Annotated in this window: 25 protein-coding genes; 17 read left to right on the forward strand and 8 right to left on the reverse strand. The window is 64.9% G+C overall.

Annotated features, from left to right (window positions below; all coding sequences use genetic code 11):
* Positions 1-253: 253 nt before the first annotated feature.
* From ASD07_RS16175 to ASD07_RS16195, 5 genes are read left to right on the forward strand one after another with little or no spacing between them, the layout of a single operon-like run.
* The gene (locus ASD07_RS16175) at positions 254-967 is read left to right on the forward strand and encodes a ZIP family metal transporter (RefSeq protein ID WP_055932405.1); all 714 of its coding nucleotides are present in this window, start codon (positions 254-256) and stop codon (positions 965-967) included.
* A 54-nt stretch (positions 968-1,021) separates the two neighbouring features.
* Positions 1,022-1,624, forward strand: a complete 603-nt coding sequence (gene tagH / locus ASD07_RS16180) for a type VI secretion system-associated FHA domain protein TagH (protein WP_055932409.1) — start codon at positions 1,022-1,024, stop codon at positions 1,622-1,624.
* Positions 1,625-1,634: 10 nt separating this feature from the next.
* Positions 1,635-2,405, forward strand: a complete 771-nt coding sequence (locus ASD07_RS16185) for a PP2C family serine/threonine-protein phosphatase (RefSeq protein ID WP_055932411.1) — start codon at positions 1,635-1,637, stop codon at positions 2,403-2,405.
* Complete coding sequence (locus ASD07_RS16190; RefSeq protein WP_055932413.1) at positions 2,402-4,144, forward strand: serine/threonine-protein kinase; 1,743 nt, start codon at positions 2,402-2,404, stop codon at positions 4,142-4,144. Before ASD07_RS16185 ends, ASD07_RS16190 begins: the two co-directional genes overlap by 4 nt.
* On the forward strand, positions 4,141-4,611 hold the full coding sequence (locus ASD07_RS16195) for a TssQ family T6SS-associated lipoprotein (RefSeq protein WP_055932417.1): 471 nt from the start codon (positions 4,141-4,143) through the stop codon (positions 4,609-4,611). The genes ASD07_RS16190 and ASD07_RS16195 overlap by 4 nt, the downstream gene beginning before the upstream one ends.
* A 3-nt stretch (positions 4,612-4,614) precedes the next feature.
* Here the strand turns inward: ASD07_RS16195 and ASD07_RS16200 are convergent, their stop codons facing one another.
* Complete coding sequence (locus tag ASD07_RS16200; protein WP_055932420.1) at positions 4,615-4,800, reverse strand: hypothetical protein; 186 nt, start codon at positions 4,798-4,800, stop codon at positions 4,615-4,617.
* 194 nt (positions 4,801-4,994) lie between these two features.
* Here ASD07_RS16200 and ASD07_RS16205 point away from each other — a divergent pair, with 194 nt between their 5' ends.
* Complete coding sequence (locus tag ASD07_RS16205; protein ID WP_055932423.1) at positions 4,995-5,762, forward strand: hypothetical protein; 768 nt, start codon at positions 4,995-4,997, stop codon at positions 5,760-5,762.
* A 75-nt stretch (positions 5,763-5,837) separates the two neighbouring features.
* Here ASD07_RS16205 and ASD07_RS16210 read toward each other — a convergent pair whose 3' ends face one another.
* Genes ASD07_RS16210 through ASD07_RS16220 form a run of 3 tightly spaced genes read right to left on the reverse strand, consistent with a single transcriptional unit; the run spans position 5,838 to position 8,716 of the window.
* Positions 5,838-6,692: a sulfurtransferase gene (locus ASD07_RS16210; RefSeq protein ID WP_055932426.1), complete on the reverse strand. Its 855-nt coding sequence runs from the start codon at positions 6,690-6,692 to the stop codon at positions 5,838-5,840.
* Positions 6,693-6,701: 9 nt separating this feature from the next.
* Complete coding sequence (locus ASD07_RS16215; protein ID WP_055932430.1) at positions 6,702-7,616, reverse strand: DMT family transporter; 915 nt, start codon at positions 7,614-7,616, stop codon at positions 6,702-6,704.
* Positions 7,616-8,716: an aromatic ring-hydroxylating dioxygenase subunit alpha gene (locus tag ASD07_RS16220; RefSeq protein ID WP_055932433.1), complete on the reverse strand. Its 1,101-nt coding sequence runs from the start codon at positions 8,714-8,716 to the stop codon at positions 7,616-7,618. The genes ASD07_RS16215 and ASD07_RS16220 overlap by 1 nt, the downstream gene beginning before the upstream one ends.
* A gap of 259 nt (positions 8,717-8,975) precedes the next feature.
* On the opposite strand from ASD07_RS16220, the gene ASD07_RS16225 reads away from it, so the two are divergent.
* From ASD07_RS16225 to ASD07_RS16255, 7 genes are all read left to right on the forward strand, one after another.
* Complete coding sequence (locus tag ASD07_RS16225) at positions 8,976-9,215, forward strand: exodeoxyribonuclease VII small subunit (RefSeq protein ID WP_055932435.1); 240 nt, start codon at positions 8,976-8,978, stop codon at positions 9,213-9,215.
* Complete coding sequence (locus ASD07_RS16230) at positions 9,212-10,102, forward strand: polyprenyl synthetase family protein (RefSeq protein WP_055932437.1); 891 nt, start codon at positions 9,212-9,214, stop codon at positions 10,100-10,102. Before ASD07_RS16225 ends, ASD07_RS16230 begins: the two co-directional genes overlap by 4 nt.
* A gap of 2 nt (positions 10,103-10,104) precedes the next feature.
* Positions 10,105-11,973, forward strand: a complete 1,869-nt coding sequence (dxs, locus tag ASD07_RS16235) for a 1-deoxy-D-xylulose-5-phosphate synthase (protein WP_055932440.1) — start codon at positions 10,105-10,107, stop codon at positions 11,971-11,973.
* Between the two features lie 179 nt (positions 11,974-12,152).
* Entirely contained in the window at positions 12,153-12,335 is a 183-nt protein-coding gene (locus tag ASD07_RS16240; RefSeq protein ID WP_055932443.1) for a hypothetical protein, read from the forward strand.
* A 48-nt stretch (positions 12,336-12,383) separates the two neighbouring features.
* A complete protein-coding gene (locus tag ASD07_RS16245; RefSeq protein WP_229207175.1) occupies positions 12,384-12,782 on the forward strand; it encodes a glutaredoxin domain-containing protein in 399 nt (132 codons plus the stop codon).
* A gap of 21 nt (positions 12,783-12,803) precedes the next feature.
* Positions 12,804-13,211 (forward strand): glutaredoxin family protein, encoded by a 408-nt coding sequence (locus tag ASD07_RS16250; protein WP_055932446.1) that lies wholly within the window; start codon positions 12,804-12,806, stop codon positions 13,209-13,211.
* Positions 13,159-13,950, forward strand: a complete 792-nt coding sequence (locus ASD07_RS16255; protein ID WP_229207176.1) for a M48 family metalloprotease — start codon at positions 13,159-13,161, stop codon at positions 13,948-13,950. Before ASD07_RS16250 ends, ASD07_RS16255 begins: the two co-directional genes overlap by 53 nt.
* Here ASD07_RS16255 and ASD07_RS16260 read toward each other — a convergent pair.
* Positions 13,936-15,156, reverse strand: a complete 1,221-nt coding sequence (locus ASD07_RS16260; protein WP_055932449.1) for an SGNH/GDSL hydrolase family protein — start codon at positions 15,154-15,156, stop codon at positions 13,936-13,938. The two genes, ASD07_RS16255 and ASD07_RS16260, sit on opposite strands and share 15 nt — an antisense overlap.
* Before the next feature lie 101 nt (positions 15,157-15,257).
* Here ASD07_RS16260 and ASD07_RS16265 point away from each other — a divergent pair, with 101 nt between their 5' ends.
* The gene (locus ASD07_RS16265) at positions 15,258-16,154 is read left to right on the forward strand and encodes a LysR family transcriptional regulator (protein ID WP_055932452.1); all 897 of its coding nucleotides are present in this window, start codon (positions 15,258-15,260) and stop codon (positions 16,152-16,154) included.
* Here the strand turns inward: ASD07_RS16265 and ASD07_RS16270 are convergent.
* Positions 16,151-16,705: a cob(I)yrinic acid a,c-diamide adenosyltransferase gene (locus tag ASD07_RS16270; protein ID WP_055932455.1), complete on the reverse strand. Its 555-nt coding sequence runs from the start codon at positions 16,703-16,705 to the stop codon at positions 16,151-16,153. The two genes, ASD07_RS16265 and ASD07_RS16270, sit on opposite strands and share 4 nt — an antisense overlap.
* Positions 16,706-16,807: 102 nt before the next feature.
* On the opposite strand from ASD07_RS16270, the gene ASD07_RS16275 reads away from it, so the two are divergent.
* The 3 genes from ASD07_RS16275 to glcF are packed head-to-tail and all read left to right on the forward strand — an operon-like array spanning position 16,808 to position 20,580.
* Positions 16,808-18,265, forward strand: coding sequence for an FAD-linked oxidase C-terminal domain-containing protein (locus ASD07_RS16275; protein ID WP_055932458.1), 1,458 nt, complete (start codon positions 16,808-16,810; stop codon positions 18,263-18,265).
* A 1-nt stretch (position 18,266) separates the two neighbouring features.
* The gene (gene glcE, locus ASD07_RS16280) at positions 18,267-19,343 is read left to right on the forward strand and encodes a glycolate oxidase subunit GlcE (protein ID WP_055932461.1); all 1,077 of its coding nucleotides are present in this window, start codon (positions 18,267-18,269) and stop codon (positions 19,341-19,343) included.
* Between the two features lies 1 nt (position 19,344).
* Positions 19,345-20,580 (forward strand): glycolate oxidase subunit GlcF, encoded by a 1,236-nt coding sequence (glcF, locus tag ASD07_RS16285; protein WP_055932464.1) that lies wholly within the window; start codon positions 19,345-19,347, stop codon positions 20,578-20,580.
* 2 nt (positions 20,581-20,582) lie between these two features.
* Here glcF and ASD07_RS16290 read toward each other — a convergent pair whose 3' ends face one another.
* Together ASD07_RS16290 and ASD07_RS16295 are read right to left on the reverse strand one after the other, a co-directional pair.
* Positions 20,583-21,566: an HD domain-containing phosphohydrolase gene (locus tag ASD07_RS16290; RefSeq protein ID WP_055932467.1), complete on the reverse strand. Its 984-nt coding sequence runs from the start codon at positions 21,564-21,566 to the stop codon at positions 20,583-20,585.
* A complete protein-coding gene (locus ASD07_RS16295; RefSeq protein ID WP_055932470.1) occupies positions 21,563-24,592 on the reverse strand; it encodes an MHYT domain-containing protein in 3,030 nt (1,009 codons plus the stop codon). The genes ASD07_RS16290 and ASD07_RS16295 overlap by 4 nt, the downstream gene beginning before the upstream one ends.
* Positions 24,593-24,598 lie beyond the last annotated feature (6 nt).

The raw sequence follows: 24,598 nt of genomic DNA on the forward strand, positions 1-24,598 counted from the left end.
CAGCACTGACAAATTTTGGCAGCCGAGCTCGACAAACCTTGTCAACTTACTTGAAATGACAACAATAAAAAAATTGCAAGTGAGCGGCACCGTCTCTGTCGAGCTGGCTTCGCAAGGGCTTGAGTTAGCGAAAAATGCTGCAGGGCGGTAAAATGCCCGGTTTGCACGCGAAGGAAGCACCATCGACCCCGTCCTGACCTCCATCCTGCTGGCCACCACGATCGCCGGCGTTGCCAGTATTACGGCAGCGGCGGTGTTTTCGTTCGCCCTGCTGTCGAAGGTGGTGGAGAAGATGGTCAGCCTGTCGGTCGGCATCATGCTGTCCACTTCGCTGCTGCACGCGCTGCCGGAAGCGTTCGAGTCCGGCACCGACCCGCGCCACCTGTTCGGCGCGCTGCTGGCCGGCCTGCTGGCCTTCTTCCTGCTTGAAAAATTGGCAATCTTGCGCCACTCGCACCACCACGAGCACGACGGCCACCATCACCACCATGGCCACGACAAGGCCGAAGCGGGCCGTGCCGGCTGGATGATCCTGGTGGGCGACGGCATGCACAATTTCACCGACGGCATCCTGATTGCGGCGGCTTTCCTGGCCAACCCTCAGCTGGGCATCGTGACCGGCGTCGCCATCATTGCCCATGAGATCCCGCAGGAAATCGGCGATTTCATCGTACTGCTGAATGCCGGCTTCTCGCGCACGCGCGCCTATGTCTACAACCTGCTGTGCAGCCTGCTGTCCGTGGCTGGCGGCGTGCTCGGCTATTACACGCTGGACAAGGCCACCAACCTGATTCCTTTCGTGCTGGTGTTTGCCTCTTCCGGCTTCATCTACATTGCCGTCAGCGACCTGATGCCACAAATGCAACGCCGCGCCACCATGCGCGAGACCATCCCGCAAGTTTTCTTAATTGCACTTGGTGTTGTAATTGTGCTATTCCTCACTTCCAGTGCGCACGATACGCATTGAACTATTACGCATTGGCATCATTTTTGCTACGCTAAGGGGATAGGAGATTGCCCCATGCACGAAACATCGACCGAACACCACACTGCAGAAGCTCTGATGGCCGCATTCCAGCGCGGCGCCGGAGTGCAACCAAACTGGCAACTGACGCCGGAATTCATGGAAATGCTGGGAAAACTGGTCGGCACCTCGATCAGCGGGGCGCATAGCCTGCTGCTGAATCGCGCTGAGCTCAAGCGCAACATCCACGCCGACGCCACCGTCGTCGTCGTGCGCAACAACAACCCCCTGAAGTTCCTGCCTGACAGCCAGGCTGCCAAGACCCAGATGCTGCGCAAGAAAATGCCTGGCTTCATGGGACCGGTGGAGGCGCTGGAAGATGCCTTCGCCGACCTGACTGCCCACCAGACATGCGTGAAGGCCGGCATGGAAGGCGCCGTCGCGGAAGCGCTGGCGCGGGTATCGCCGCAAGCGGTCGAGGAGAAGCTGAAGCGCGGCGTGGTAGGCACCGTCCTGCCGATCGCGCGCAAGGCGGCCTTGTGGGACAGCTACCGTGCCCAGCACGCGGCCCTGCTCAAGGCAACCGACTCCGATTTCAACGGTACGCTGGGCGATGCTTTCCTGAGCGCTTACGAGCGCCGCCAGGACGAGATGGAATAAGGAGTCAGCCATGGCCGATATGCCCCAGCGCATTGCGCTCAGCGTCGCGGAAGTTACTTCCGTCGGCGGACGTGCATCCAACCAGGATGCTATTGGCCGTGCCGAGCGCGGTGAACTGGTGTGCTTCGTCGTCTCCGACGGAGCGGGCGGTCACGAGGGCGGCGAAGTCGCGGCCCAGACCGTGGTGCAAGCGGTCTTGTCCAACTTCGGCGAGCATCCCGCCTTCAGCGCCGACGCCACGCCGGCCATGGTGGCCGAAGCGGCGATCGCGGTAGCACGCAGCAAAAGACAACGCCCCACGCTGCAGGGCATGAGCGCCACCGTGGCGCTGGCGCTGGTCGACCGTGCAGGCTCCCAGGCCACTTGGGCGCATATGGGCGACACCCGCATCTACCTGTTCCGCCGCGGGCGCCTGCTGCATGCCACGCGCGACCATAGCATGGTGCAACAGATGATTGACGCCGGGCTGGCCGCTGGGGCCGACCCGCGCAGCCATCCCAAGCGCAATGTGCTGTATGCTGCTATTGGCACTGAAAATGAAGTGCTGCCGTCCGTGATGCCGCCAATGGCGCTGCGCGCGGGCGATGCAATCCTGATCTGCACCGACGGCCTGTGGGAATGGGTCGCCGAGCCGCAGATGGAGTTGTTGCTGGCGAAAGCAGGCAGCGCGCAAGAGTGGCTTTCCGCCATCTGCACCCTGGCCGACGAGCGCGCGGGCCTGGTGCATAAGGCGCGCGATAATTTCAGCGCTCAGGCAATTTTTATCGGTGAAGCTCCATGAACAAAGCAGTCGAACTGCCTAACAGCCTGCCAATTGGCACCCGCATCGCGGAATTCGAGATCCGCGAAGTGATCGGGGAAGGCGGATTCGGCATCGTCTACCTCGCCTTCGACCACTCGCTGCAACGCACGGTGGCGGTCAAGGAATACATGCCGTCGGCCCTGGCCGCCCGCGCCACCGACCATACGGTGACGGTGCGCTCCAAGCGCCACGCGGAAGCCTTCGGCGCCGGCTTGCGCAGCTTTATCAACGAAGCGCGCCTGCTGGCCCAATTCGACCACCCGGCGCTGGTCAAGGTGTACCGCTTCTGGGAGTCGCATGGCACTGCTTACATGGCCATGCGCTACTACGAAGGCCGCACCTTCAAGTCGGTGGTGCGCGACAATCCGGAACTGGTGACCGAAGCATGGCTCAAGCGCCTGCTGCAGCCGGTGCTGGGCGCGCTGGAAGCGCTGTACGCGGCCAAGATCCTGCATCGCGACGTCTCGCCGGAAAACATCATGATCCAGCCCGATGGCCAGCCGGTACTGCTCGATTTCGGCGCCGCGCGCCAGATCGTGCAGGACATGGCGCAGTCGCTGACCGTGATCCTGAAGCCGGGCTTTGCACCGGTCGAGCAATACGCCGACGACGAATCGATGCGCCAGGGACCGTGGACCGATATCTATTCGCTGTCGGCCGTGATGTATGCGGCGATCACCGGCAAGGCGCCGCCGGCAGCGGTGGCGCGCATGCTGAACGACCCGATCGAACCGCTGGCGATCAGCGGGCGCGAAGGCTACAGCAACCAGTTCCTGGAAGCGATCGACCGCGGCATGGCCGTGCGTCCGGAAATCCGTCCGCAATCGATCGCCGAATTTTCAGCGCTGCTTGGCCTTGATGCTGCCGCGCCGGCCGCCGCAACGCCTGCCGCCGACAGCGGCAATGCGCCAGCCGCAGCCGACGGCGCCGCCGAGGCCGCGCATGCCGGCGCAGCCGGTGACGCCAGCACTGCGACAGACAATGTACCGCGCCGCAACCGCCCCCGCACGCCTCGCAACGCCGAGAAGGGCGGATCCGCATCGGGCGAAGCCGGCGCCAGTTCGAGCCCGAGCGCAAGCTCGCCGTTTGATTCGGGCAACCGCTCCGGGCGCAACAAGGCCGGCAGCAAATCGGGCAAGCAGGCGGTCCCGGTTGCACGCAGCACGCGCCCATCGAACAACATGATCGCCGGCGGTCTTTGCGTCCTGGCCTTGCTGGTTGGCGGCATCACGTGGTTTGCCGACGGCAGCCCGGTAAAGCCGGCCGCGCCGGAAGTAGCCAGCGCACAGGTGCCGGCAGCAAGCAGCGCAAGCGCTGAAGCGCCTGCCAGTGCAGTCCCGGCCAGCGCGCTGGCTGAGGCCGGCCCCCCTGCCGCAGAGCCGCAGGTTGCCGTTGCCGGCAGCAGCGCCAACGCATCCGCGTCGGCAGGTGCAGTACCGGCGGCCACGCCGGCGGAGCAAGCCGCACCGGGCACCGCCGCCGCGACTGCTGCAGCGCCTGCGCCGACTTCCGGCACGCTCAGCATCGCTGTGCAGCCGTGGGCTACAATTTACGTCGACGGTGTACAGAAAGGCATCACACCGCCTTTGAAAAAACTGACGCTGCCTTTGGGCGAACATGAAGTTCGCCTCGAGAACCCCAACTTCCCAGCATATGTCCAGAAGGTCACTGTGGACGCCAGGAAGCCGGTCACCATCAAGCATGACTTTGGACAATGAAGAATAAGAGTTTCCTGATCGCCGCCGCGCTCTTGCTGGCTGGCTGCGAATCTTTCGGCCCGCTGCATGACAAGCCGGCACACGCTCCTGCCACTGCAAAAGAAGCGGCGCCGCCGCCGGTCAAAAAAGCACTTCCGCCTCCACCGCCAGCGGAGCCGGAAGTGCCGGACGCGCGCAAGGCGCTGGGCGCAGGTATCGAGATGTACAAGGCGGGTAATTTCAACGGCGCCATCAAGCAGCTCTCGGCGCCTGAACTGGCGAATGCCGATAAGCCGCTGCAGCTGGAAGCGATCAAATATACGGCCTTCAGCTACTGCGTCACCAACCGCGCCACCCAGTGCCGCCAGCAATTCGTCAAGGCCTTCAAGCTGGACAAGTCCTTCGACCTGAGCCCGGGCGAAAAGGGCCACCCGCTGTGGACGCCTTCGTTCGAACGCGCCCGCAAGGAAGCTGCAAAAAAAAAGTAACTGCTAATGAACGACGCGCAATGACGGGGTGTGACGCAACAAGTTCATGATCTCGTCATCCCGGAAGCCGTTCTGCTTCAGGAAAATCCAGGCATGAATGCTGCCCGCCTCCACATTGATGCGCATGGCAATCTGGACGATGTCCTGCGTTTCGAATTCCGCGGCCGCCAGCTCTGTTCTGATTTTCATATATTTGCTTTCGCGACAAGTTCGTTATTCCCGACGAACTCTCAAGAATATAGTCACACTTTCTCACGCAAATTTCCAACGAAAAGCGGGCTGGTGCGGCAAGCGCGCCACGTTGTAATACACTTGTCACAATCTTTACTTAGGCTGGCATCATGATTTGGACAATGTTGAACAGTTGGTACGCGCGGCGCCTCATGTCGCGCTCACATCACCACAAAGCCCTCAAGGAGATACCGGCGGGACTTTACAGCTACTGGAAAAGCAGCGCGCCTCTCGAATACCACGGCATCCCGACAGATGCCGTTTTTTTTGCCCGCGCCACGATTGGCCTGCTCGACTTCTTCGACTGTGCCGCGCAGGATGGCAAACCCTGTGCCCTGCCATCCAAAGCCGCCGACTCGGTGTGGCATGCCTGGCTGCGTTTATCCCCGCTCAAGCTCGAAGCATTCTGCCGCAAGCACTTTGGCCGCGTGGTGCCGCATGTGGAAGGCGCCGCAATGGGCGGCAACCTGGATGAAGCGCTGGCGGTCTGCCTGGTGCGGGCGCGCCTGGCCGAATGCCTGAATCCCGAAGGGCCGCGACTGCCGTCGCTGTTCTTGCTGGATAAGAAGTTGAAGATGCCGTCCGGCTTCGGCTACTCGGTCAAGCGCGGCCAGCCCGGCTACAGCCAACTCGATGCACAAGGCCGGTTCGACTCGGACATCCAATGCCCGCCGCAGATGGCGGCGGCCGGCCTGCTGACGGCGGGCCTCATCACGGCCTCCCAGTTCGACGACTTCGAACAGCGCGCGCGGCAGCAGGCTTCCAGCAGCAGCGACAGCAGCAGCGGCAGCAGTTGCGGCTCAGGCTGCGGCAGTTCGGTTGACTGCAGCAGTGATTCCTCCAGTTCCAGTTGCGACAGCGGAGGCAGCAGCTGCGGAAGCAGCTGTGGCAGCAGTTGCGGCGGCGGAGGCGGCGACTGATTGAACGGCTGAGTTCGTGTCACACCATGGGGTCACACCCCAAGTGTGACACGGGCTGAACTGTACTTGGAAATATCAGGCGGGGCCGGTGGCGACGGGGCGGGTGCTGTCGGCGCACCATTCGGACCAGGAGCCGGGATACAGGGCGGCGCCCGGCAGGCCGGCGATTTCCAGCGCGAGCAGGTTGTGGCAGGCGGTGACGCCGGAGCCGCATTGCATGACGGCGCCAACCGGCGCACCCACTACCGGCGTCAGTTCCTGCTTCAGCGCGGCGCCGTCTTTGAAGCGGCCGTCGGCTTGCAGGTTGTCTTTGAAGAAGCGGTTGCGCGCGCCGGGAATGTGGCCGCCCACCGGGTCTATCGTTTCGTTCTCGCCGCGGAAGCGGTCGTTGGCGCGGGCGTCGACTACTTGCAGGCGTTTTACCCCGAGGTTTTCAAGCAGCTCGGCTGCCGACACTGTGCGCACCAGGGCTGCCTTGTCGGCGAGCTTGCCGCGCGGGCGTTCGGCGACCGACGTGACCAAAGGCTGGCCGGCGGCGCTCCATGCGGCCAGGCCGCCGTCCAGCACCGCCGCTGCGCCATGGCCAACCCAGCGCAGCAGCCACCACAGGCGCGCCGCGTACATGCCGCCGTGCGCATCGTAGGCGACAACTTGCGTATCGTCGTTGATGCCCCAGCGGCGCAGGGTTTCCAGCAGCGCGGCGCGGTCCGGCAAGGGGTGGCGGCCACGGAACACGCCATCGCTACCCGTCTTGGGACCCGACAGGTCGGTGTCGATATTGGCGAATTGCGCGTTTTCGATATGACCTTCGGCAAAGGCGTTGCGGCCGAAGTCCGGATTCATCAGGTCGTGGCGGCAATCGAGGATGACCCACTGCGGGTCGGACAGGTGCTGCGAAAGGGTGTTGGCGTCGATCAGGGTAGTGAACATGCGTGGTCCTTATACTTCGCTGGCAATCGGGTCGGTTTCGGAAATGGCCTTGCCACGTTCCGTGCTGCGGGTATTGTAGAACGTCGCGGCCACACCGGACAGCAGGATGATCGCGATGCCCACCCAGCTTAGCCAGCCGAAGCTGTCGCTGAACAGCAGCACGCCCCAGAAGCTGGAGAACACAATCCCGGTGTACTGCAGGTTGGCTACCACCAGCGTCTTGCCGAGGCGGTAGGCGCGCGTCATCGCCACTTGTGCGGCGGTGGCGCACAGGCCAATTCCCAGGATCAGCAGCACGCCGCGTGCGTTGTCCAGCGGGTGCCAGTTCCATCCGCTTTCCAGCAGGTGTCCGCTGAAGCCGGCAAAGAAATTGGTGACGCTGAAAAAGAACACCACGCGCGACTCGGGTTCGCCGGCCAGGCCAAGCTTGCGCACCTGCATATAGGCCATGGCCGACAGCACGGAGGAACCGAGCGCCATCAGGGCGGGGCCGAGCTGGTTGGCGTCGAAGGCCGGTTGCAGCAGGCAGGTGACGCCGACAAAGCTCATGCCGACCGCCAGGATCAGCGGCCATTCGACGCGGTTTTTCCGGTGCCACCAGCCATGGCCGAACAGCCACACGGCGATCCAGATCGGCGCCATGTAATTGAGCGTCATGGCCGTGGCCAGGGGCAGCTTGGCGATGGTGTAGTACCAGATCCAGAGCGAAAGTACGCCGACCGCGCCGCGCCACAAGTGGGCCAGCGGCATGGTGGTCTTGAGGGTGCCGCGCTGCAGGCGCAGCATGGTGAACAGGATGACCATGCCGATCACCCCGCGGTACATCACCATTTCGGAAACGCTGAATTCACCGGACGCCAGTTTCACGCACACCCCCATGGCGGCGAACAGGAAACTGGCAACTAACATCCAGAGTGATTGCATCAGGTGTCCAGTTTGCTCCGGTACCATTCATGGAAGTGCTGCATGCCGTCTTCCATCGGTGATTGATACGGCCCGGCGTCGTTCTCGCCGCGCTCCATCAGGATCTTGCGCCCGGCGTCCATGCGGGCGCCGATTTCATCGTCCTCGACGCAGGTTTCCATATAGGCTGCGCGTTCGGCTTCGATGAATTCGCGCTCGAACAGCACGATTTCTTCCGGATAGTAGAACTCCACCACGTTGCGGGTGCGGTTCGGGCCTTCCGGCCACAGGGTCGAGACCACCAGCACGTGCGGGTACCACTCGACCATGATGTTCGGGTACAGGGTGAGCCAGATCGCGCCGTGCTTCGGCGGCTCGCCGTTGCGGAACTTGAGCAGCTGCTCGTGCCATGCCTGGTAGGTGTCGGAGCCTGACTTCTTCAGGCCGCGGTTCACGCCCACCGTCTGCACGCTGTAGTCCCGGCCGAATTCCCAGCGCAGGTCGTCGCAGGTGACGAAGCTGCCCAGGCCGGGGTGGAACGGCTCGACGTGGTAGTCCTCCAGGTAGACCTCGATGAAGGTCTTCCAGTTGTAGTCGCAGTGGTGCACTTCCACGTGGTCCAGCATGTAGCCGCTGAAATCCAGGTCCTTGGTGACCGACAGGCTACCCAGCTTTTCCATGACGTCGTAGCCGTTCTGCTCGAACAGCAGGCCGTTCCAGCTTTGCAGCTTGGCCTTCGGCAGGTTCAGGCACGGGGTGTCCGGGAAGTGCGGGGCGCCAATCAGCTCGCCTTTCAGGTCGTAGGTCCAGCGGTGCAGCGGGCAGACGATGGTATCTGCATTGCCGCGGCCATTGAACATCAGCGCCTGGCGATGGCGGCAGACATTGGACAGCAGTTCGATACCGTTGGCATTGCGAACCAGCATGCGGCCTTCATTTTCAGCCGCCAGCGTGGCAAAGTCGCCGATATTCGGCACCATCAGCTCGTGGCCGACGTAGCGCGGGCCTTTCTTGAACAGTTCCTGCATTTCACGCTGCAGCAGCGTTTCGTCAAAATAGACGGTGACCGGAAGTTGCGCGTTGGAACGCGCCAGCTTGGCGTGGCTACCCAGATCGGACATCCAAACCCCCCTTAATTAAATAATCAAACCAAGAAGAGAAAGATCCGCAAAGACCTGAATTCAGATAATAAAAACGGTATTTCGGACAGAACCGGAGATTATAGCGTGAAACAGGCTATCTTCGCTGAACTATCTGGGGCGGGGCGCGCGACAGTCAATGTGAAAGTAATTGCAACGTTTCCAGCGGATTAGAGGCCGCTTTTTAGACCGGATACAGGAGTTTGTTCTAAAATAGCGGGCTACACTCAAGTTATATGCCATGTCCAAGAAAATGAATGCGCCCGCCACCTTCGAGGAAGCGATGGCCGAACTGGCCCAGCTGGTCAGCCAGATGGAAGCCGGTCAACTGCCGCTGGAAGCTTCGGTGGCAGCCTATGCCCGCGGCTCCGAGCTGGTGAAATTCTGTGCCGGACAGCTCGACAAAGTCGAAGCCCAGGTCAAGGTGCTGGAAGGCGATATGCTCAAGCCATTCGCCGAAGGCGAGGAGGCCGTCCAATGACCGCATCGTTCCAGGACTGGATGAAGACCATCCAGGCCGGCATGGAGCAGGACCTGGCGTCCTACCTGCCTGCCGACGATATCGTTCCGGCCAAGCTGCACGCGGCCATGCGCTACGCCGTACTCGATGGCGGCAAACGGGTGCGCCCGCTGCTGGTGCATGCCGCCGGCGCCCTGTACGGCGCCGATGCGCAGGCCCTGAGCCGCGCGGCCGCCGCCTTGGAAATGATCCACGCCTATTCGCTGGTGCACGACGACATGCCCTGCATGGACGACGACGCGCTGCGCCGCGGCAAGCCGACGGTGCACGTGGCCTATGACGAAGCCACCGCGCTGCTGGTGGGCGATGCGCTGCAGGCGCAAGCCTTCGGCGTGCTGGCCGGCGTCGATTCGGTGCCGCCGCAACGCCTGGTCGGCATGCTGCGCCTGTTGGCCGATGCCGCCGGTTCGGCCGGCATGTGCGGCGGCCAGGCGATCGACCTCGATAGCGTGGGCATCAGCCTGACGCTGGAACAGCTGGAGCGCATGCACCAGCTGAAGACCGGGGCGCTGCTGCGCGCTTCCGTCGTGCTGGGTGCGATGGCGGGCAAGGATTTGACGGAAGCCGAACTGAAGGCGCTGCACGATTATTCGCGCGCCATCGGCCTCGCCTTCCAGGTGGTCGACGATGTGCTCGACGCGACGGCCGATTCGGCCACGCTGGGCAAGACGGCGGGCAAGGATGCGGCGGACAACAAGCCGACTTATGTATCCATCCTGGGCCTGGAACCATCGATCGCCCTGGCGGAAAAATTGCGGCAGGATGCGCACGCTGCGCTGGCGCCGTTCGGAGAACAAGCTCTGCGCCTGCGTGAACTCGCAGACCTGATCGTGCAGAGGAAAGCTTAAACATGAAACTGCTTGAAACCATCAATAACCCGGCCGACCTGCGCAAGCTGGGCCGCCACCAGCTCACGCCACTGGCCGAAGAGCTGCGCAGCTTCCTGCTCGATTCCGTGTCCAAGACCGGCGGCCACCTGTCGTCCAACCTTGGCACGGTGGAGCTGACCGTTGCGCTGCACTATGTGTTCAACACGCCGCAAGACCGCATCGTGTGGGACGTGGGCCACCAGACCTACTCGCACAAGATCCTGACGGGCCGCCGCGACCAGTTCCACACGCTGCGCCAGTTGAACGGCATTTCCGGTTTCCCGCGCCGCGCGGAATCGGAGTACGACACCTTCGGTACCGCGCATTCCTCGACCTCGATTTCCGCCGCGCTGGGCATGGCGCTGGGCGCCAAGATCAAGGGCGAGCACCGCCACGCTATCGCCGTGATCGGCGACGGCTCGATGACCGCCGGCATGGCGTTTGAAGCGCTGAACAACGCCGGCGTGGAAAAGGACTGCAACCTGCTGGTGATCCTGAACGACAACGACATGTCGATCTCGCCGCCGGTCGGTGCGCTGAACCGCTACCTGGCGCGCCTGATGTCGGGACAGTTCTACGCCGCCGCCAAGAACGTCGGCAAGTCCGTGCTGCCAGGCCCGCTGCTGGAAGTGGCCAAGCGCCTGGAAGAACACGCGAAAGGCATGGTGGTTCCTGCCACCATGTTCGAAGAACTGGGCTTCAACTACATCGGCCCGATCGACGGCCATGACCTCGATTCGCTGATCCCGACGCTGCAGAACATCAAGCAGCTGAAAGGTCCGCAGTTCCTGCACGTAGTGACCAAGAAGGGCCAGGGCTACAAACTGGCCGAGGCCGAGCCGGTCCTGTACCACGGCACGCCTAAGTTTAATCCGGCCGAAGGCATCAAGCCGCCGCTGGCTCCTTCCAAGAAATCATATACCGAAATATTCGGCGACTGGCTGTGCGACATGGCCAAGGCCGACAAGCGCCTGGTCGGCATCACGCCGGCCATGCGCGAAGGTTCTGGCATGGTGCGCTTCGATAAGGAATACCCAGACCGCTATTTCGACGTCGGCATCGCCGAGCAGCATGCGGTAACCTTTGGTGCCGGCCTGGCCTGCGAGGGCCTGAAGCCCGTCGTGGCGATCTACTCGACTTTCCTGCAGCGCGGCTACGACCAGTTGATCCACGACGTGGCGCTGCAAGACCTGGACGTGACCTTTGCGCTGGACCGCGCAGGCCTGGTGGGCGCCGACGGCGCTACCCACGCCGGCAACTACGACCTGGCCTACCTGCGCTGCATCCCGAACATGGTGGTGATGGCGCCGTCCGACGAGAACGAATGCCGCCAGATGCTCTCGACCGCTTACCACTACCCCGGTCCTGCGGCGGTGCGCTATCCGCGCGGCGCCGGCATCGGCGCGGCCATTGCGCAGGAACTGACCACGCTGCCGATCGGCAAAGGCGAAATCCGCCGCAAGGGCCAGAAGATCGCTATCCTGGCCTTCGGTTCGATGGTGGCGCCGGCGATGGGCGCGGCCGACCTGCTGAACGCCACCGTGGCCAATATGCGCTACGTGAAGCCGCTCGACGTGGAACTGGTCAAGCAGCTCGCTGCCGACCACGATTTCCTGGTGACGGTGGAGGAGGGCTGCATCATGGGCGGCGCCGGCGCTGCCGTTGCCGAAGCCATGGCCGCCGCAGGCATCACCAAGCCGATCCAGATGCTCGGCCTGCCGGACAAGTTCATCGACCACGGCGACCCGGCCAAGCTGCTGGCGCTGGTGGGCCTGGATGCCGCCGGCATCGCGGCCTCGATCAAGGCGCGCTTCGGCGACGAACCACGCCTGGTGGTCAACAACGGTTGATCGGATATGCCCCACAAGGAACGGCGCTGCGGCGCCGTTTTTTTTGCCTAGCATGTTAATAGTGTTGCAATATTGTTGCGCTGTACATGTTTTTGCTTGAACAACATAGTTGCTTCCGCTAACGTGGCTGCTGCAAATGATGAATATTTGCGCAATCAAACAATTAACGGAGGAAGACGATGTTCAAGAAGATTGGTCTGTTCCTGTTTGCTGTAGGCGTTGCAGCAGCTGCCTATGCCGGTTCCCCTGAATGCTACGCGGCTTGCGATGCCGAACTCGATGCTTGCCAGGAGGCGGGCGGGCATTGGTACAACTGCCGCGCCGATTTCTTCGCCTGCAACAAGGCATGCGACGCCGAATAAGCGATTGAGCCTTAGCCGCCACCGTCACCAACATCTGCGAAGACATCGATGATCAAGCATTTGAAGACCCTGGGCATGTATGCCCTGATCCTGGCAGCCGGCCTTGCGGTCGGCGTGGCGGTGGCAAAAGTACCCGCCCTGTTCAAGAAGGACTTTGTGCAGGGCGACTACTCCGCCTACCTGACGCAGCATAAGGCGCAGGTAGTGTTGTACGGTACGGAGACCTGTCCCTATTGCGCCAAAGCGCGTGCCTACTTCAAGGAGAACGGTATTGCCTACGCCGACCTGGATGTCGGCAAGCCGGGCGAGTCGCGCGAGGAGTTCAAAAAACTCGGCGGGAAAAACGTTCCCCTGCTGCTGATAGGCGAGCGCCGTATAGACGGCTTTAATGTCGCCGTTATCCATGCGGCATTGAAGGCCGACGGGCGTGCTATGCTGGGCCGGTGATCTTCCCCCACGGAGGCAGTCGTGAAAGCCGCAAGCCTTGCCGTTATCCTGCTGGCCGTGTGCGCCGCAGCCTTTGCCGGGCAGCCCCCGCCCCCATCGATCAAGTTGCCCACGATGGAGGACGCGCCGGCTGAGGCGCCAGCCAAAACCAGGTCCTCCACAACGCAGCAGAAACGCGCCGCCACCACGCTGCCTGCCCGCATGCCGTACATCGTCATGTATGCCACGGCCACCTGTCCCTATTGCGCCAAGGCGCGGGCGCATATGGCCGCGCGCGGCATTCCTTATGAAGAGCGGGATGCCGGTGATTCGCAGGAGTTCGGGCAGCTCGGCGGACGCGGTGTGCCGTTGTTCGTCATCGGTTCTGAAGTGCTGCATGGTTTCAATCCTGCAGCGCTGGATGCCGCTATCCGGCGCGCTGCGCCTTGATTTCTTGCGCTATCTCTCGCTCGCGTTGCTGGCAGTGTTCACCCCTGCGCTTGCGCAAGTGCCCGATTCCGGTCGTTGGCAGGAACTGCGCTTTGCTGCGGAGGAAGTGGGGCAGCGCGCGGAAGACCGGTATATTGAGCAGACGGTGTCGCTTGCCGCGGCTGGCCGGCTTGACCGTGACAAGGTCTTGCTGCTGCGCGTGAGGCGCGTCGCGCAGGGGCTGGTGCACGCGGCAAGTGCGCTCAAGCCGGCTGCTGCGGAATGGCCGTGGGAAGTCCACGTGACCGACGATCCTGCAGTCGAAGCGGAAAGCCAGCCTGGCGGCAAGCTGCTGGTGGGCAGCCTGTTTATTGAAAGCCTGCGGCTGGATGATGGCGAACTGGCGATCCTGCTGGCGCATGAAATCGCGCACGTGGTTGCGGAGCATGGGCGCGAGACCTTGTCGGAGGCGCTGCTCGACAGCCGGCGCGACTTGCCGCTGGAGGTGGTAGAGGAGCGGCTGGCCTCCGACATCCCCTTGCAATTTCGCCTGTCGAAGCTGTCCGCGATCCAGGAGCGGGAAGCCGACCAACTCGGCATGTTGATCGCCTATCGCGCCGGCTGGCCTCGCTCAGCCATGCTGTCCTTCTACAGCAAGCTTGCCGCCGATTCCAGCGGCCCCGCGCTGCTGGTCAGCCACCCCAGCGGGGCCACTCGCCTCAGCCTTGCCAAAGGCATGTCGCGCCTACTTGGCGACTAGTGCCGCGGCGCGCGCCATTTCCGCGTAGCCGGCGTCGCTTGGGTGCAGGTGGTCGCCGGAGTCGAAGCCGGCGCGCAGGCGAGTCGGGTGCGCAGGATCGCGCAGCAGCTGGTCGAAATCGATGGTTGCGTCGAACTCGCCGCTGTGGCGGATCCAGTCGTTGACTTCGTGCCGTACCTTGTCTTTGGCTGGCGAATAATGGCCCGAGTAGGGCGTGCCGTGCAGGGCGCCTTCGAATGGCAGCAGGGTGCCGCCGACGATACGGACCTGGCGTGCACGCGCGGCGCTGATCAGCTTGCGGTAACCGGCAATCATGGCGCTGGCCGTGGCTGGCGCTTCCTGCGGCGCGAAGGCGCTGCCGGGCCAGCCGATGTCGTTGATGCCCAGCAGGACGATCACCGTGCCGACGCCCGGCTGCGCCAGCACATCGTGCTCGAAGCGCGCCGCCGCCTTTTCACCCATTCCATCGGACAGCAGGCGGGCGCCGGAAATGCCGGCATTGGCCACGGCGACGCCGTCGGCGCGCGCGGCCAACTGGTCGGGCCAGCGCAGGTCGAGGTCCGGCGTCGAGCCGTTGCCGTCCGTGATCGAATCGCCGAAGGCGACGACGGCAAGGCGCGCGGGGCCTGCGACCTGCACGGCGCTGAGGAAGGTGCGGCCTGTCATGGCTTGTGCAGCCGGCAATGCGGTGGCGGCGGCCAGGTTGCCGGGGGCGACAAACGCTGTCTGCTGCGCACCCCAATGGAAGGTCGCCAGCGCGGTGCGCTGGGGCAGCCAGGTCGATATCGACAGGCGCTGGCGGGCGGCTATCGGCAGGGATGCCGCGTCACTGGTGGCCGTCTGCCCCGGCGCGATCGTCACGCCGCGCTGGCCGCCGAAGGTCAGTTGCACCCCTGAGCCATCCTGCTGCGACGAGGCGGCGCGCGACGCTTCGCCGCGTGTCGCTGCCAGCCGAGCCTCGCCGATCACGAGCGGCGCAGCGCCATAGCGGTTGGAGTAGGTGATGCGAACCTGCTCGCCGCCGACGCTGGTGCGCACGACTTCGCGCACCGTCTGGGCCTCCAGCGCGGGTGGCAGCATGGTGGGCAAGGCGAATTCGGCGCCCCAGGCTGGCATTGGCGCGGCATACCAGGTGGTGCGCCATTCGGCTGCGTGGACGGCGGTGGCAGCCAGCATTGCGGCCAGGGAAGCGGTCAGGCGTTTCATGAGGATTCTCCAGTTGATTGGGGTGGAGACATCCTCGTTTATTCTGAATGCGACTGGTAGCCTGGAAAATGGACTATAGTTAAGTCCAGAATGGAATGACTATGGATACCTTACGCTCCCTCCAGTGCTTCGTGCGCGCCATTGAACTGGGCAGCCTGTCGGCTGTCGCCCGCGAGCAGCGCACGACGCAATCGAACATCAGCAAGATCGTCGCCGCGCTGGAGGACGAACTTGGCGTGCGCCTGCTCGAGCGCAGCACCGCCAGCCTGTCGCCCACCATGCCCGGCCGCCGTTTCTATGAACGCGCCCGCGGCGTGCTCGAAGAATATGCCGATGCCGTGGCCGATGTGCGCGGCGAAACCGCCGCCGCCAGCGGCCTGCTGCGCATCAATGCGCCGGTAGCACTGGGCCAGTTTTGCCTCAACGCCTACGTACAGGACTTCCTGCGGCAATACCCGGGCATTGAAGTGGAGCTGATCCTGAACGACCGCATGGCGGACCTGGTGGAGGAGGGTGTCGACATCGCCGTGCGCCTTGGCAGCGACTTGCCGCCGAACGTGGTCGCGCGCCGGGTCGGCGTCTCGCCACGCATGCTGGTGGCCGCACCGGCCTACCTGAAAGCCCACGGCACGCCGCAAACGCCGGCCCAGCTGGCCGGCCATGAATACATCCGCTTCGCCTGGCTGAGCACAGGCGACCGGCTTGAATTATCGGATGGTGAACAAAGCGTGACGGTCGCCACGCATGGCCGTTATCGCGTCAACAACGCGCTGGCAATCCGCGACACGTTGGCTGCAGGCGCCGGCATCGGCCTGTGCCCGCAATGGCTGGTGCACGACCTGCTGGCCCGGCGCAAACTGCGCCGGGTGCTGCGCGACTGGCAAGGGCCGGGGCAGGAACTGAACCTGCTGTACCCCAGCCGCCGCTACCTGCCGCACCGGGTGCGGCTGATGCTTGATTACCTGCAGCAGCGCTTTGCCGCGCAGGCGGGTTTTTAACCGCGTTTGCGGTCGTGGTGCCACAGCACGTCGCTGCCGCCGGCGAAGCGGTTCAGCACGCGCGCCAGCACGAACATCAGGTCCGACAGGCGGTTCACATACTGGCGCGGGAAGTCGTGGATGGTTTCCGTCTTGCCCAGGGTGACGATGGCGCGTTCGGCGCGGCGGCACACGGTGCGGCAGACATGCGACACCGCGGCGGCGCGCGAGCCGGCCGGCAGGATGAATTCCGTCAGCGCAGGCAGCGTGGCGTTGTACTTGGCCAGCAGTGCATCGAGGCGCTCGACATGTTCTTCCTTGATCATCTGGTAGCCCGGAATGCACAGCTCTCCGCCCAGGTCGAACAGGTCGTGCTGGATCGAGACCAGTTCATCGCGCATTTCGTCCGGCAGCGGCTCGGCCAGCAGCACGCCCAGGTTGGAGTTCAGCTCATCCACTTCGCCGATGGCCTGGATGCGCACATTGTCCTTGTCCACGCGGGAGCCGTCGCCCAGGCCGGTGGTGCCTTTGTCGCCGGTACGGGTGGCGATTTTCGAGAGTCGATTACCCATTGCAGCCTCAATTTGTCGTTAACGCTGGCAGGATACGACAAATTACCAATGGTTGGGAGGGGATTTCCGCGTGCCTGCAGGATTTGAACTTACAATGGATTAATGAATAACAGCACAGCCTTCGTTGCCGCCCTGCGCGCGGCCCTGCCGCCGGCGAGCGTGCTGTCCGACCAGGAAGACACCCGCCCCTACGAATGCGACGGCCTCTCGGCCTATCGCCAGCTCCCGATGGCGGTCGCCCTGCCGGCCGACGAGGCGCAGGTGCTGGCGGTGCTGCGGATATGCCGCCAGTTCAATGTGCCGATCGTGCCGCGCGGCGCGGGTACCGGCCTGTCCGGCGGCGCCATGCCGATTGCCGACGGCCTGGTGCTGTCCACCGCGCGCATGAACCAGATCCTGCGCGTGGATGCCTATGCGCGTACGGCGGTGGTGCAGCCGGGCGTGCGCAACCTTGCCATTTCCGAAGCGGCCGAACCCAGCGGCCTGTATTACGCTCCCGATCCCTCGTCGCAGATCGCCTGCACCATCGGCGGCAATGTGGCGGAGAATTCGGGCGGCGTGCATTGCCTGAAGTACGGCCTGACCGTGCACAACGTGCTGCGCGTGCGCATGGTGGCCATCGAGGGCGACGTGGTGGAACTGGGCGGCGAATCGCTCGATGCGCCGGGCCTGGACCTGCTGGCCGCCTTCGTTGGTTCCGAGGGCATGCTGGGCATCGTCACCGAGGTCACCGTCAAGCTGGTGCCCAAGCCTGCCAGTGCGCGCGTCATCATGGCGTCCTTCAACGAAGTGGCGGCGAGCTGCAGCGCGGTGGCTGACGTGATCGCCGCCGGCATCATCCCGGCCGGGCTGGAGATGATGGACCGTACTTCTTCGCGCATGGTGGAGCCTTTTGTGCGCGCCGGCTACGACACCGACGCCGCGGCGATCCTGCTGTGCGAGGCGGATGGCACGGTCGATGAGGTCGAAGAGGAAATCGCCCGCATGACGGCAGTACTGCAAGCGGCCGGCGCCAGCGCGGTGCTGGTGTCGGGCAGCGAGGCGGAGCGGCTGAAATTCTGGTCCGGCCGCAAGAACGCCTTCCCGGCGGCCGGCCGCATCTCGCCCGACTACTACTGCATGGACGGCACCATCCCGCGCAAGCAGCTGGCGCGCGTGTTGTTGGGTATCGGGCAGATGGAGGCAAAATACGCCCTGCGCTGCGCCAACGTGTTCCATGCCGGCGACGGCAACCTGCACCCGCTGATCCTGTTCGATGCCAACCGGCCCGACGAACTGCAGCGCGCCGAAGCGTTCGGCGCCGAGATCCTCGCCTTGTGCGTGGCGGTGGGCGGCACCATCACCGGCGAGCATGGCGTGGGCATCGAGAAGATCGACTCGATGTGCGCCCAGTTCAGCGATGCCGAACTGGCCGCGTTCTCTGCGGTGAAACAGGCTTTCGATCCCCTGGCGCTGCTGAACCCGAACAAGGCCATTCCCACGCTGAACCGCTGCGCCGAATTCGGCAAGATGCATGTGCGCGCGGGACGCTTGCCGCACGCCGGCTTGCCGAGGTTCTGACATGGATGCGATCCTCGAACAATTCCGCGCCCGCATCCGGTCGGCCAGCGCCGACGGCACGCGGCTGCTGCTGCGCGGCGGCGGCACCAAGGACTGGTACGGCCAGAACGTGGTGGGCGACGTATTCGACACTCGCGCCTACGCCGGCGTGGTCGATTATGAACCGACCGAACTGGTTGTCACGGCGCGCTGCGGTACGCCGTTGGCCGAGATCGAAGCCCTGCTGGCCCGGCATGGGCAGATGCTGGCGTTCGAGCCGCCGCGCTTTGGCGCCGGTTCGACAATTGGCGGCGTGGTGGCCAGCGGTTTGTCCGGCCCGCGCCGCGCGACTGCCGGGGCGTTGCGCGACTTCGTATTGGGGGCGCAGTTGTTGGATGGCCGCGGCGAGTTGCTGTCTTTCGGCGGCCAGGTGATGAAGAATGTGGCGGGCTACGACGTGTCGCGGCTGCTGGCCGGCTCGCTGGGCACGCTGGGCCTGATTACCCAGGTCTCGCTGAAAGTGCTGCCGCTGCCTTTCTGCGAAGCGACCATCCGCTTCGAGGCGGATGAAATCAAGGCGCTGCGCATGATGAATGAATGGGCGGGGCGGCCGCTGCCGCTGTCGGGCACTTGCTGGCACGCCGGCGTGCTGACTGTGCGCCTGTCCGGCGCCCAGGCGGCAGTCAGGGCGGCGCAGTCAGGCATGGGAGGCGAGGCGCTGGCCGCTGGCGATGCATTCTGGAGCGCCTTGCGCGACCAGGGCGCCGATTTCTTCGCGGCGGCGGAGGCCGGGGCTGCGGAGCTGTGGCGCCTTTCGGTGCCGGCCACCGCCAGCGCGCTGGTCATGCGCGGCGAGCAGATGATCGAGTGGGGCGGGGCACAGCGCTGGCTGCGCGTCGACCGCGGCGCGGCCGACGATATCCGGCGCGTTACGGCGGCGGCGGGCGGCCACGCTACGCGCTACCGGGTAGCGAGCGAGGACCTTGGCGCGGGCGTAGGCGCCTTCCATCCTTTGGCGCCGGCGATCGCGCGCATCCATCAGCGCCTGAAAGCCGCCTTCGATCCCGCCGGCATTTTCAACCGCGGCCGCATGTACTGATATGCAAACGAACCTGGCAGATTTCATCAAGGGCACGCCGGAGGGCGATGAAGCGGAGGCGATCCTGCGCGCCTGCGTGCATTGCGGCTTCTGTACCGCCACTTGCCCGACCTACCAGCTTCTGGGCGATGAGCTGGATGGGCCGCGCGGGCGCATCTACCTGATCAAGCAGGTGCTGGAAGGCGCTGCGGTGACGGCCAGTACCCAGCTTCACCTGGACCGCTGCCTGACTTGCCGCAATTGCGAAACCACCTGTCCTTCGGGCGTCAAATACGGCCGCCTGGCCGACATCGGGCGCAAGGTGGTGCAGCAGCGCGTGCCGCGCAAGCTGCCAGACCGCATCAGGCGCTATGTGCTGAAGGAAGCCTTGCCGCGCCGCTGGCTGTTCGAGCCGGCCCTGCGCATGGGGCAGCTGCTCAAGCCTGTGCTGGGCAAGCCGTTGCAGGACAAGCTGCCGCCGCGCGGCCGCGCGGCAGCATGGCCAACGCGCCGGCACGCCCGCAAGATGCTGGTGCTGGACGGCTGCGTGCAGCCCGGCCTGGCGCCCAATATCAACGCGGCCACCGCGCGCGTGCTCGACACGCTGGGCGTGCAGCTGGTCGCAGCGCCGGGTGCCGGCTGCTGCGGCGCGTTGCGCTTCCACCTGAATGACCAGGAGGCCGCGCTTGGCGATATGCGGCGCAACATCGACGCCTGGTGGCCGTATGTGGCGCAAGAACAGGTGGAGGCGATCGTGATGACCGCCTCCGGCTGCGGCGTCACGGTGAAAGAGTACGGCCACCTGCTGGCGCACGACGGCGCCTACGCCGCCAAGGCGGCCCGCATTTCCGGCATGACGCGCGACCTGGCTGAAATCCTGCCCACGTTCGAGGCCGAGCTGGCGCAGCGCGCGGATGCAACCCGGGCCGGCGCCGGGCCAGTCGCATGGCACCCGCCCTGTACGCTGCAGCACGGCCAGCAAATCCGCGGCAAGGTCGAGGGCCTGCTGCGCGCGCTCGGCGTGGAAGTGAAACTGTGCCGCGACGCCCACCTGTGCTGCGGTTCAGCGGGCACCTATTCGCTGCTGCAACCGGAGTTGTCGCAGCAACTGCGCGAGCGCAAGCTGGCCAACCTGGCCGATACCGGCGCCGAGCGCATCGTCTCGGCCAATATCGGCTGCATCGGCCACCTGCAGTCCGGCACGCAAACGCCGGTGGAACACTGGATCGAGCTGGTCGACCGCGCGCTGCACGGCTAGCCTCAGCGCTCGGCCCACTTGTCCATGATGCGCGCCACTTCGGACAACTGGCCGAGGAACAGGTCCACCAGCCGCGGCTCGAAGTGCAGGCCGCGCTGGTCCTGCATCCAGGCGCAGGCATCCTCCAGTTTCCAGGCCGCCTTGTAGGGCCGCACGGACGTCAGCGCATCGAATACGTCGGCCACTGCAATAATGCGGGCGGCCAGCGGGATCTCTTCACCGGCCAGCCGGTTGGGATAGCCGCTGCCGTCCCACTTTTCATGATGCGACAGCGCCACGTCGTGCGCCATGGCCAGCATGCCGCCCTCGTGCTGGCCGATGATATGGGCGCCGATGCCGGGGTGGGTTTGCATGATCTTGTACTCCTGCGGCGTCAGGCGGCCCGGCTTTTGCAGGATGCTGTCGGGGATGCCGATCTTGCCGATATCGTGCATCGGCGCCGAAATGAACAGGTCATCGGCTTGCTGCTCGTCGAAGCCGGCGGCAGTGCCGAGCAGCCGGGCGTAGTGGCTCATGCGGATCACGTGCAGGCCGGTTTCGTTGTCCTTGTATTCGGCGGCCAGGCCGAGGCGCTGCACGATGGCCAGGCGGCTGGCGCGCAGCTCCTCCATGCGCACCATGGACAGGTGCAGCTTGACGCGGGCCTTGACCACGGCCGGGCTGAGCGGCTTGCTGATGAAGTCCACCGCGCCGGCCTCGAAGCCGTCCACTTCATCGGTCGAATCGGTCAGCGCGGTGACGAAGATTACCGGGATCTTGCTGCTGGCAGGGTTGGCTTTCAAGACCCGGCATACGTCGTAGCCTGTCATTTCGGGCATCATCACGTCGAGCAGGATCAGGTCGGGCTTTTCGTTGACCGCCAGTTCGATGGCGCGCGCGCCATCCTTGGCGAACAGCAGGCGGTACTTGTCCTGCAGGACCTGGCGCAACAGCTGCAGGTTGGTCGATTCGTCATCGACGGCAAGCACGGTGGCCTGTCGGGTCATGGCATTTTCCTTTGCATCGGCAGGCATTCGTCGAGCAGTTCCTGCAGGGCGCCGCGCGCCACCGTGAAGTCGAAGTCGTCGAGCGCGCGTTGCAAGGCCTGCAGCCGCTCTTCGGCCGCCCGGCCGTGCAGCAGCTCCGACAGCGCCGCCAGTTCCTGCTGGTCGAAGCTGCCGCGTTCCAGCGACTGCAGCATGGCATTGCCCATCGCGCGCACCTGTTCCTGGTCGAGCGCCGCTGCCGGGCCGGCTGCCGCTTCCGCGGCGGGCCCGGGGCGGATATCGTCCTGCGCCCACACCGCCGCCAGCGCATCGGACAGGCACAGGGCAGCCTGCTCCAGCAGATCCGGCAGCGCCGCCCGCCCGTCCTGCGCCTGCAAGCTGCTTTCCAGGCGCCACAGCGCATCGGCCAATTGTTCCATGCCGAGGTTGGCGGCGGCGCCACGCAAACGGTGCGCCAGGGCGGCGCAGGCGGCGTGCTGGCCGGTCGCGAGCCCGGCCCGCAGTTCCCGCTCTGCGCTTTCATACTCGTGCGCAAAACGGCGCAATGCGCGCTGGTAGGCTTCGCGCTGGCCGGCCCAGCGCGCCAGGCCTTTTTCCGCATTCAGTACCATGCCGCGCGCCGGGATGGCGGCCGGCGCCAGCTGCGGGGCGCCGGCGGGCATGCCGAGCACACGTGCCAGTTCCTGCGTCAGCACGGCCACATCGACCGGCTTGGTGGTGAAACCGTCCATGCCCGCCTCGCGCGTGGCATCGCGGTCGCGTTCCAGGACGCTGGCGGTCATGGCGATGACAGGTGTGCGCCTGCGGCCCGCGGCCGCTTCGTCGGCGCGGATGCGGCGCGTGGCTTGCAGGCCGTCCATGCCCGGCATCTGCACGTCCATCAGGATGGCATCGAATTGCGCTTCCGCCGCCAGTTGCGCCGCCATTGCGCCATCGCCGGCGCCGGTCACGGTATGCCCCAGTTTTGCCAGCAGCAGCATCAGCACCTCCAGGTTTTGCGGCACGTCGTCGGCTGCCAGGATATGCATCGGCGGCAGCAATACCGGTGCTGCCGCGCTGCGTACCGCCTCGTCGCGCGCCGCCAGCAGCGGCAGCATGACGTGGAAGGTGCTGCCTTTGCCCGGTACGCTCTCGGCCCACAGGCGGCCGCCCATCAGCTCCACCAGCTGCTTGCAGATGGTGGTACCCAGTCCGGTGCCGCCGAAGCGGCGGTTCATCGAGGCATCGGCCTGTACGAAGGGTTCAAAGATGGCCGCCATGCGGTCGGCGGCGATGCCGATGCCGGTATCGCCGATGGCGAAATGCACCATACGCCGCTCGCCTTCCCGTGCCGCGCTGGCAGCCAGCGACACGCCGCCCTGGCTGGTGAACTTGATCGCGTTGTCCAGCAGGTTGGTCAGCACCTGGCGCACGCGCAATTCGTCGCCATGGATCCAGTTCGGCAGGGCTGGGTCGTAGTGCAGCGACAGCGATAGTCCCTTGGCCTTGGCCGCGTTGCCCATGCTCGAGGACAGCTCGTCGCTCAGTGCCAGCAGGCTGAAATCGTGCAGTTCGAGCTCCACCGCGCCCTTGTCCAGCTTGGCCGTGTCGAGGATGGCGTTCAACAGGCGCAGCAGCGAGCGGCCGGCATTGCGCACCGTGTCGAGGTGGCGCCGCTGCACGGCAGTGAGTTCGCCATGCAGCAGCACGTCGGTAAAACCGAGGATGGAATTCATCGGCGTACGGATTTCGTGGCTCATATTGGCCAGGAAGGCGGCGCGCGCAGCGGCGGCGCCCTCGGCACGCTCCTTGGCCACGCGCAGGTCCAGCTCCATCAGGCGGCGATTGCTGATGTCGAGCACCACGCCGTCCAGCAGTTCGACTTCGCCGCTCGGGCCCAGCACCACATTGCCGTTGCCCCAGAACCAGTGGATGCTGCCGTCGCGGTGGATGATCCGGTATTCCAGCGTGAAGGGGCGGCGCTGTTCGACTGCTAGGCGCGCGCCTTGCTGGACTGCCGGAAAGTCGTCTGGATGCACCAGTTCCCCGAACAGGCGCTTGGGCGGGTCGCCCAGGAAGTCGGCAGCGGGATAGCCGGTCATGCTTTCGATGGCATCGTTGACAAACACCAGCGGCCAGCCGGGTGTGTTGCGGCAGCGGAAGGTTATGCCCGGGATGTTCGTGACCAGCGAGCGCAATTGCTCTTCGCTGGCGCGCAGCGCCTGTTCCAGGTCGCTCACGTGGTGGAACAGGGCGCGGTAGCGCAGCATGCCGTTGGCGAATACCACCAGCGCCGTCAGCAGCGCCGTGGTCACGGTCACGGCCAGCGCCAGGAAGCCGGCATTGGCAATGCCGCTGGCCGGGTCGAGCGGCACCCGGCCGACAAAGCGTGCCGCGGCCATGCCGGTGTAGTGCATGCCGGAGATGGCGCAGCCCATGATCAGGCCTGCCGCGGCGACGCTGCCGCTTTCCCCCAGCCTGCCGCGCAGGCCCTGCAAGCCGAAGCGCACCCACAGCGCCAGGGTCGCCAGCGCAATGGCGACCATGATGGACCAGCCGAACATCCACGGGTCGTAGCGCAACTGCAGCGCCGAGCGCATGGCCGCCATGCCGGTGTAGTGCATGGCGCCGATGCCGGCACCGACCAGCACGCCGCCCACCAGCAGGCTGCGCAAGCCGATGCGATGGCGGCTCAGCAGCGACAGGGCGACAGTGGAGGCGGCGATGCTGGGCAGCATCGACAGCAGGGTGGTGGCGGGATCGTAGGAGACCGGCGTGCACAGGTCGAAGGCCAGCATGCCGATGAAGTGCATGGCCCATACCCCGCTGCCAAGGGCCAGGCTGCCGGTCACCAGCGCGGCCAGGCGCAGCGTGCGCTTGCTGCTGCGCGCTGCCTGGCCGGCCAGCTGCAAGCCCATGGCGGACGAGAAACTCGCCACCAGCACCGACAGGATGACCAGCGCTGGAGTGTAGATCCCGTAAGTGAGTAGCGCCGGGTCGGCAGGCGGAGAGAACAGCTGGATCAAGTAGTGCTTGATCTCGCCCATGACGGC

It is taken from the genome of Duganella sp. Root336D2 (assembly GCF_001425005.1).
Classification (GTDB): Bacteria; Pseudomonadota; Gammaproteobacteria; order Burkholderiales; family Burkholderiaceae_D; genus Rugamonas.

Coding starts and splice junctions, on each gene's coding strand:
- ASD07_RS16265 (WP_055932452.1), top strand. CDS start 15,258: ATGGATACCTTACGCTCCCTCCAGTGCTTCGTGCGCGCCATTGAACTG.
- ASD07_RS16215 (WP_055932430.1), bottom strand. CDS start 7,616: ATGCAATCACTCTGGATGTTAGTTGCCAGTTTCCTGTTCGCCGCCATG.
- ASD07_RS16260 (WP_055932449.1), bottom strand. CDS start 15,156: ATGAAACGCCTGACCGCTTCCCTGGCCGCAATGCTGGCTGCCACCGCC.
- ASD07_RS16220 (WP_055932433.1), bottom strand. CDS start 8,716: ATGTCCGATCTGGGTAGCCACGCCAAGCTGGCGCGTTCCAACGCGCAA.
- ASD07_RS16295 (WP_055932470.1), bottom strand. CDS start 24,592: ATGGGCGAGATCAAGCACTACTTGATCCAGCTGTTCTCTCCGCCTGCC.
- ASD07_RS16190 (WP_055932413.1), top strand. CDS start 2,402: ATGAACAAAGCAGTCGAACTGCCTAACAGCCTGCCAATTGGCACCCGC.
- tagH (WP_055932409.1), top strand. CDS start 1,022: ATGCACGAAACATCGACCGAACACCACACTGCAGAAGCTCTGATGGCC.
- ASD07_RS16195 (WP_055932417.1), top strand. CDS start 4,141: ATGAAGAATAAGAGTTTCCTGATCGCCGCCGCGCTCTTGCTGGCTGGC.
- ASD07_RS16230 (WP_055932437.1), top strand. CDS start 9,212: ATGACCGCATCGTTCCAGGACTGGATGAAGACCATCCAGGCCGGCATG.
- ASD07_RS16210 (WP_055932426.1), bottom strand. CDS start 6,692: ATGTTCACTACCCTGATCGACGCCAACACCCTTTCGCAGCACCTGTCC.
- ASD07_RS16205 (WP_055932423.1), top strand. CDS start 4,995: ATGTCGCGCTCACATCACCACAAAGCCCTCAAGGAGATACCGGCGGGA.
- ASD07_RS16200 (WP_055932420.1), bottom strand. CDS start 4,800: ATGAAAATCAGAACAGAGCTGGCGGCCGCGGAATTCGAAACGCAGGAC.
- ASD07_RS16255 (WP_229207176.1), top strand. CDS start 13,159: ATGGTTTCAATCCTGCAGCGCTGGATGCCGCTATCCGGCGCGCTGCGC.
- ASD07_RS16225 (WP_055932435.1), top strand. CDS start 8,976: ATGTCCAAGAAAATGAATGCGCCCGCCACCTTCGAGGAAGCGATGGCC.
- glcE (WP_055932461.1), top strand. CDS start 18,267: ATGGATGCGATCCTCGAACAATTCCGCGCCCGCATCCGGTCGGCCAGC.
- dxs (WP_055932440.1), top strand. CDS start 10,105: ATGAAACTGCTTGAAACCATCAATAACCCGGCCGACCTGCGCAAGCTG.
- ASD07_RS16290 (WP_055932467.1), bottom strand. CDS start 21,566: ATGACCCGACAGGCCACCGTGCTTGCCGTCGATGACGAATCGACCAAC.
- ASD07_RS16275 (WP_055932458.1), top strand. CDS start 16,808: ATGAATAACAGCACAGCCTTCGTTGCCGCCCTGCGCGCGGCCCTGCCG.
- glcF (WP_055932464.1), top strand. CDS start 19,345: ATGCAAACGAACCTGGCAGATTTCATCAAGGGCACGCCGGAGGGCGAT.
- ASD07_RS16245 (WP_229207175.1), top strand. CDS start 12,384: ATGATCAAGCATTTGAAGACCCTGGGCATGTATGCCCTGATCCTGGCA.
- ASD07_RS16185 (WP_055932411.1), top strand. CDS start 1,635: ATGGCCGATATGCCCCAGCGCATTGCGCTCAGCGTCGCGGAAGTTACT.
- ASD07_RS16240 (WP_055932443.1), top strand. CDS start 12,153: ATGTTCAAGAAGATTGGTCTGTTCCTGTTTGCTGTAGGCGTTGCAGCA.
- ASD07_RS16270 (WP_055932455.1), bottom strand. CDS start 16,705: ATGGGTAATCGACTCTCGAAAATCGCCACCCGTACCGGCGACAAAGGC.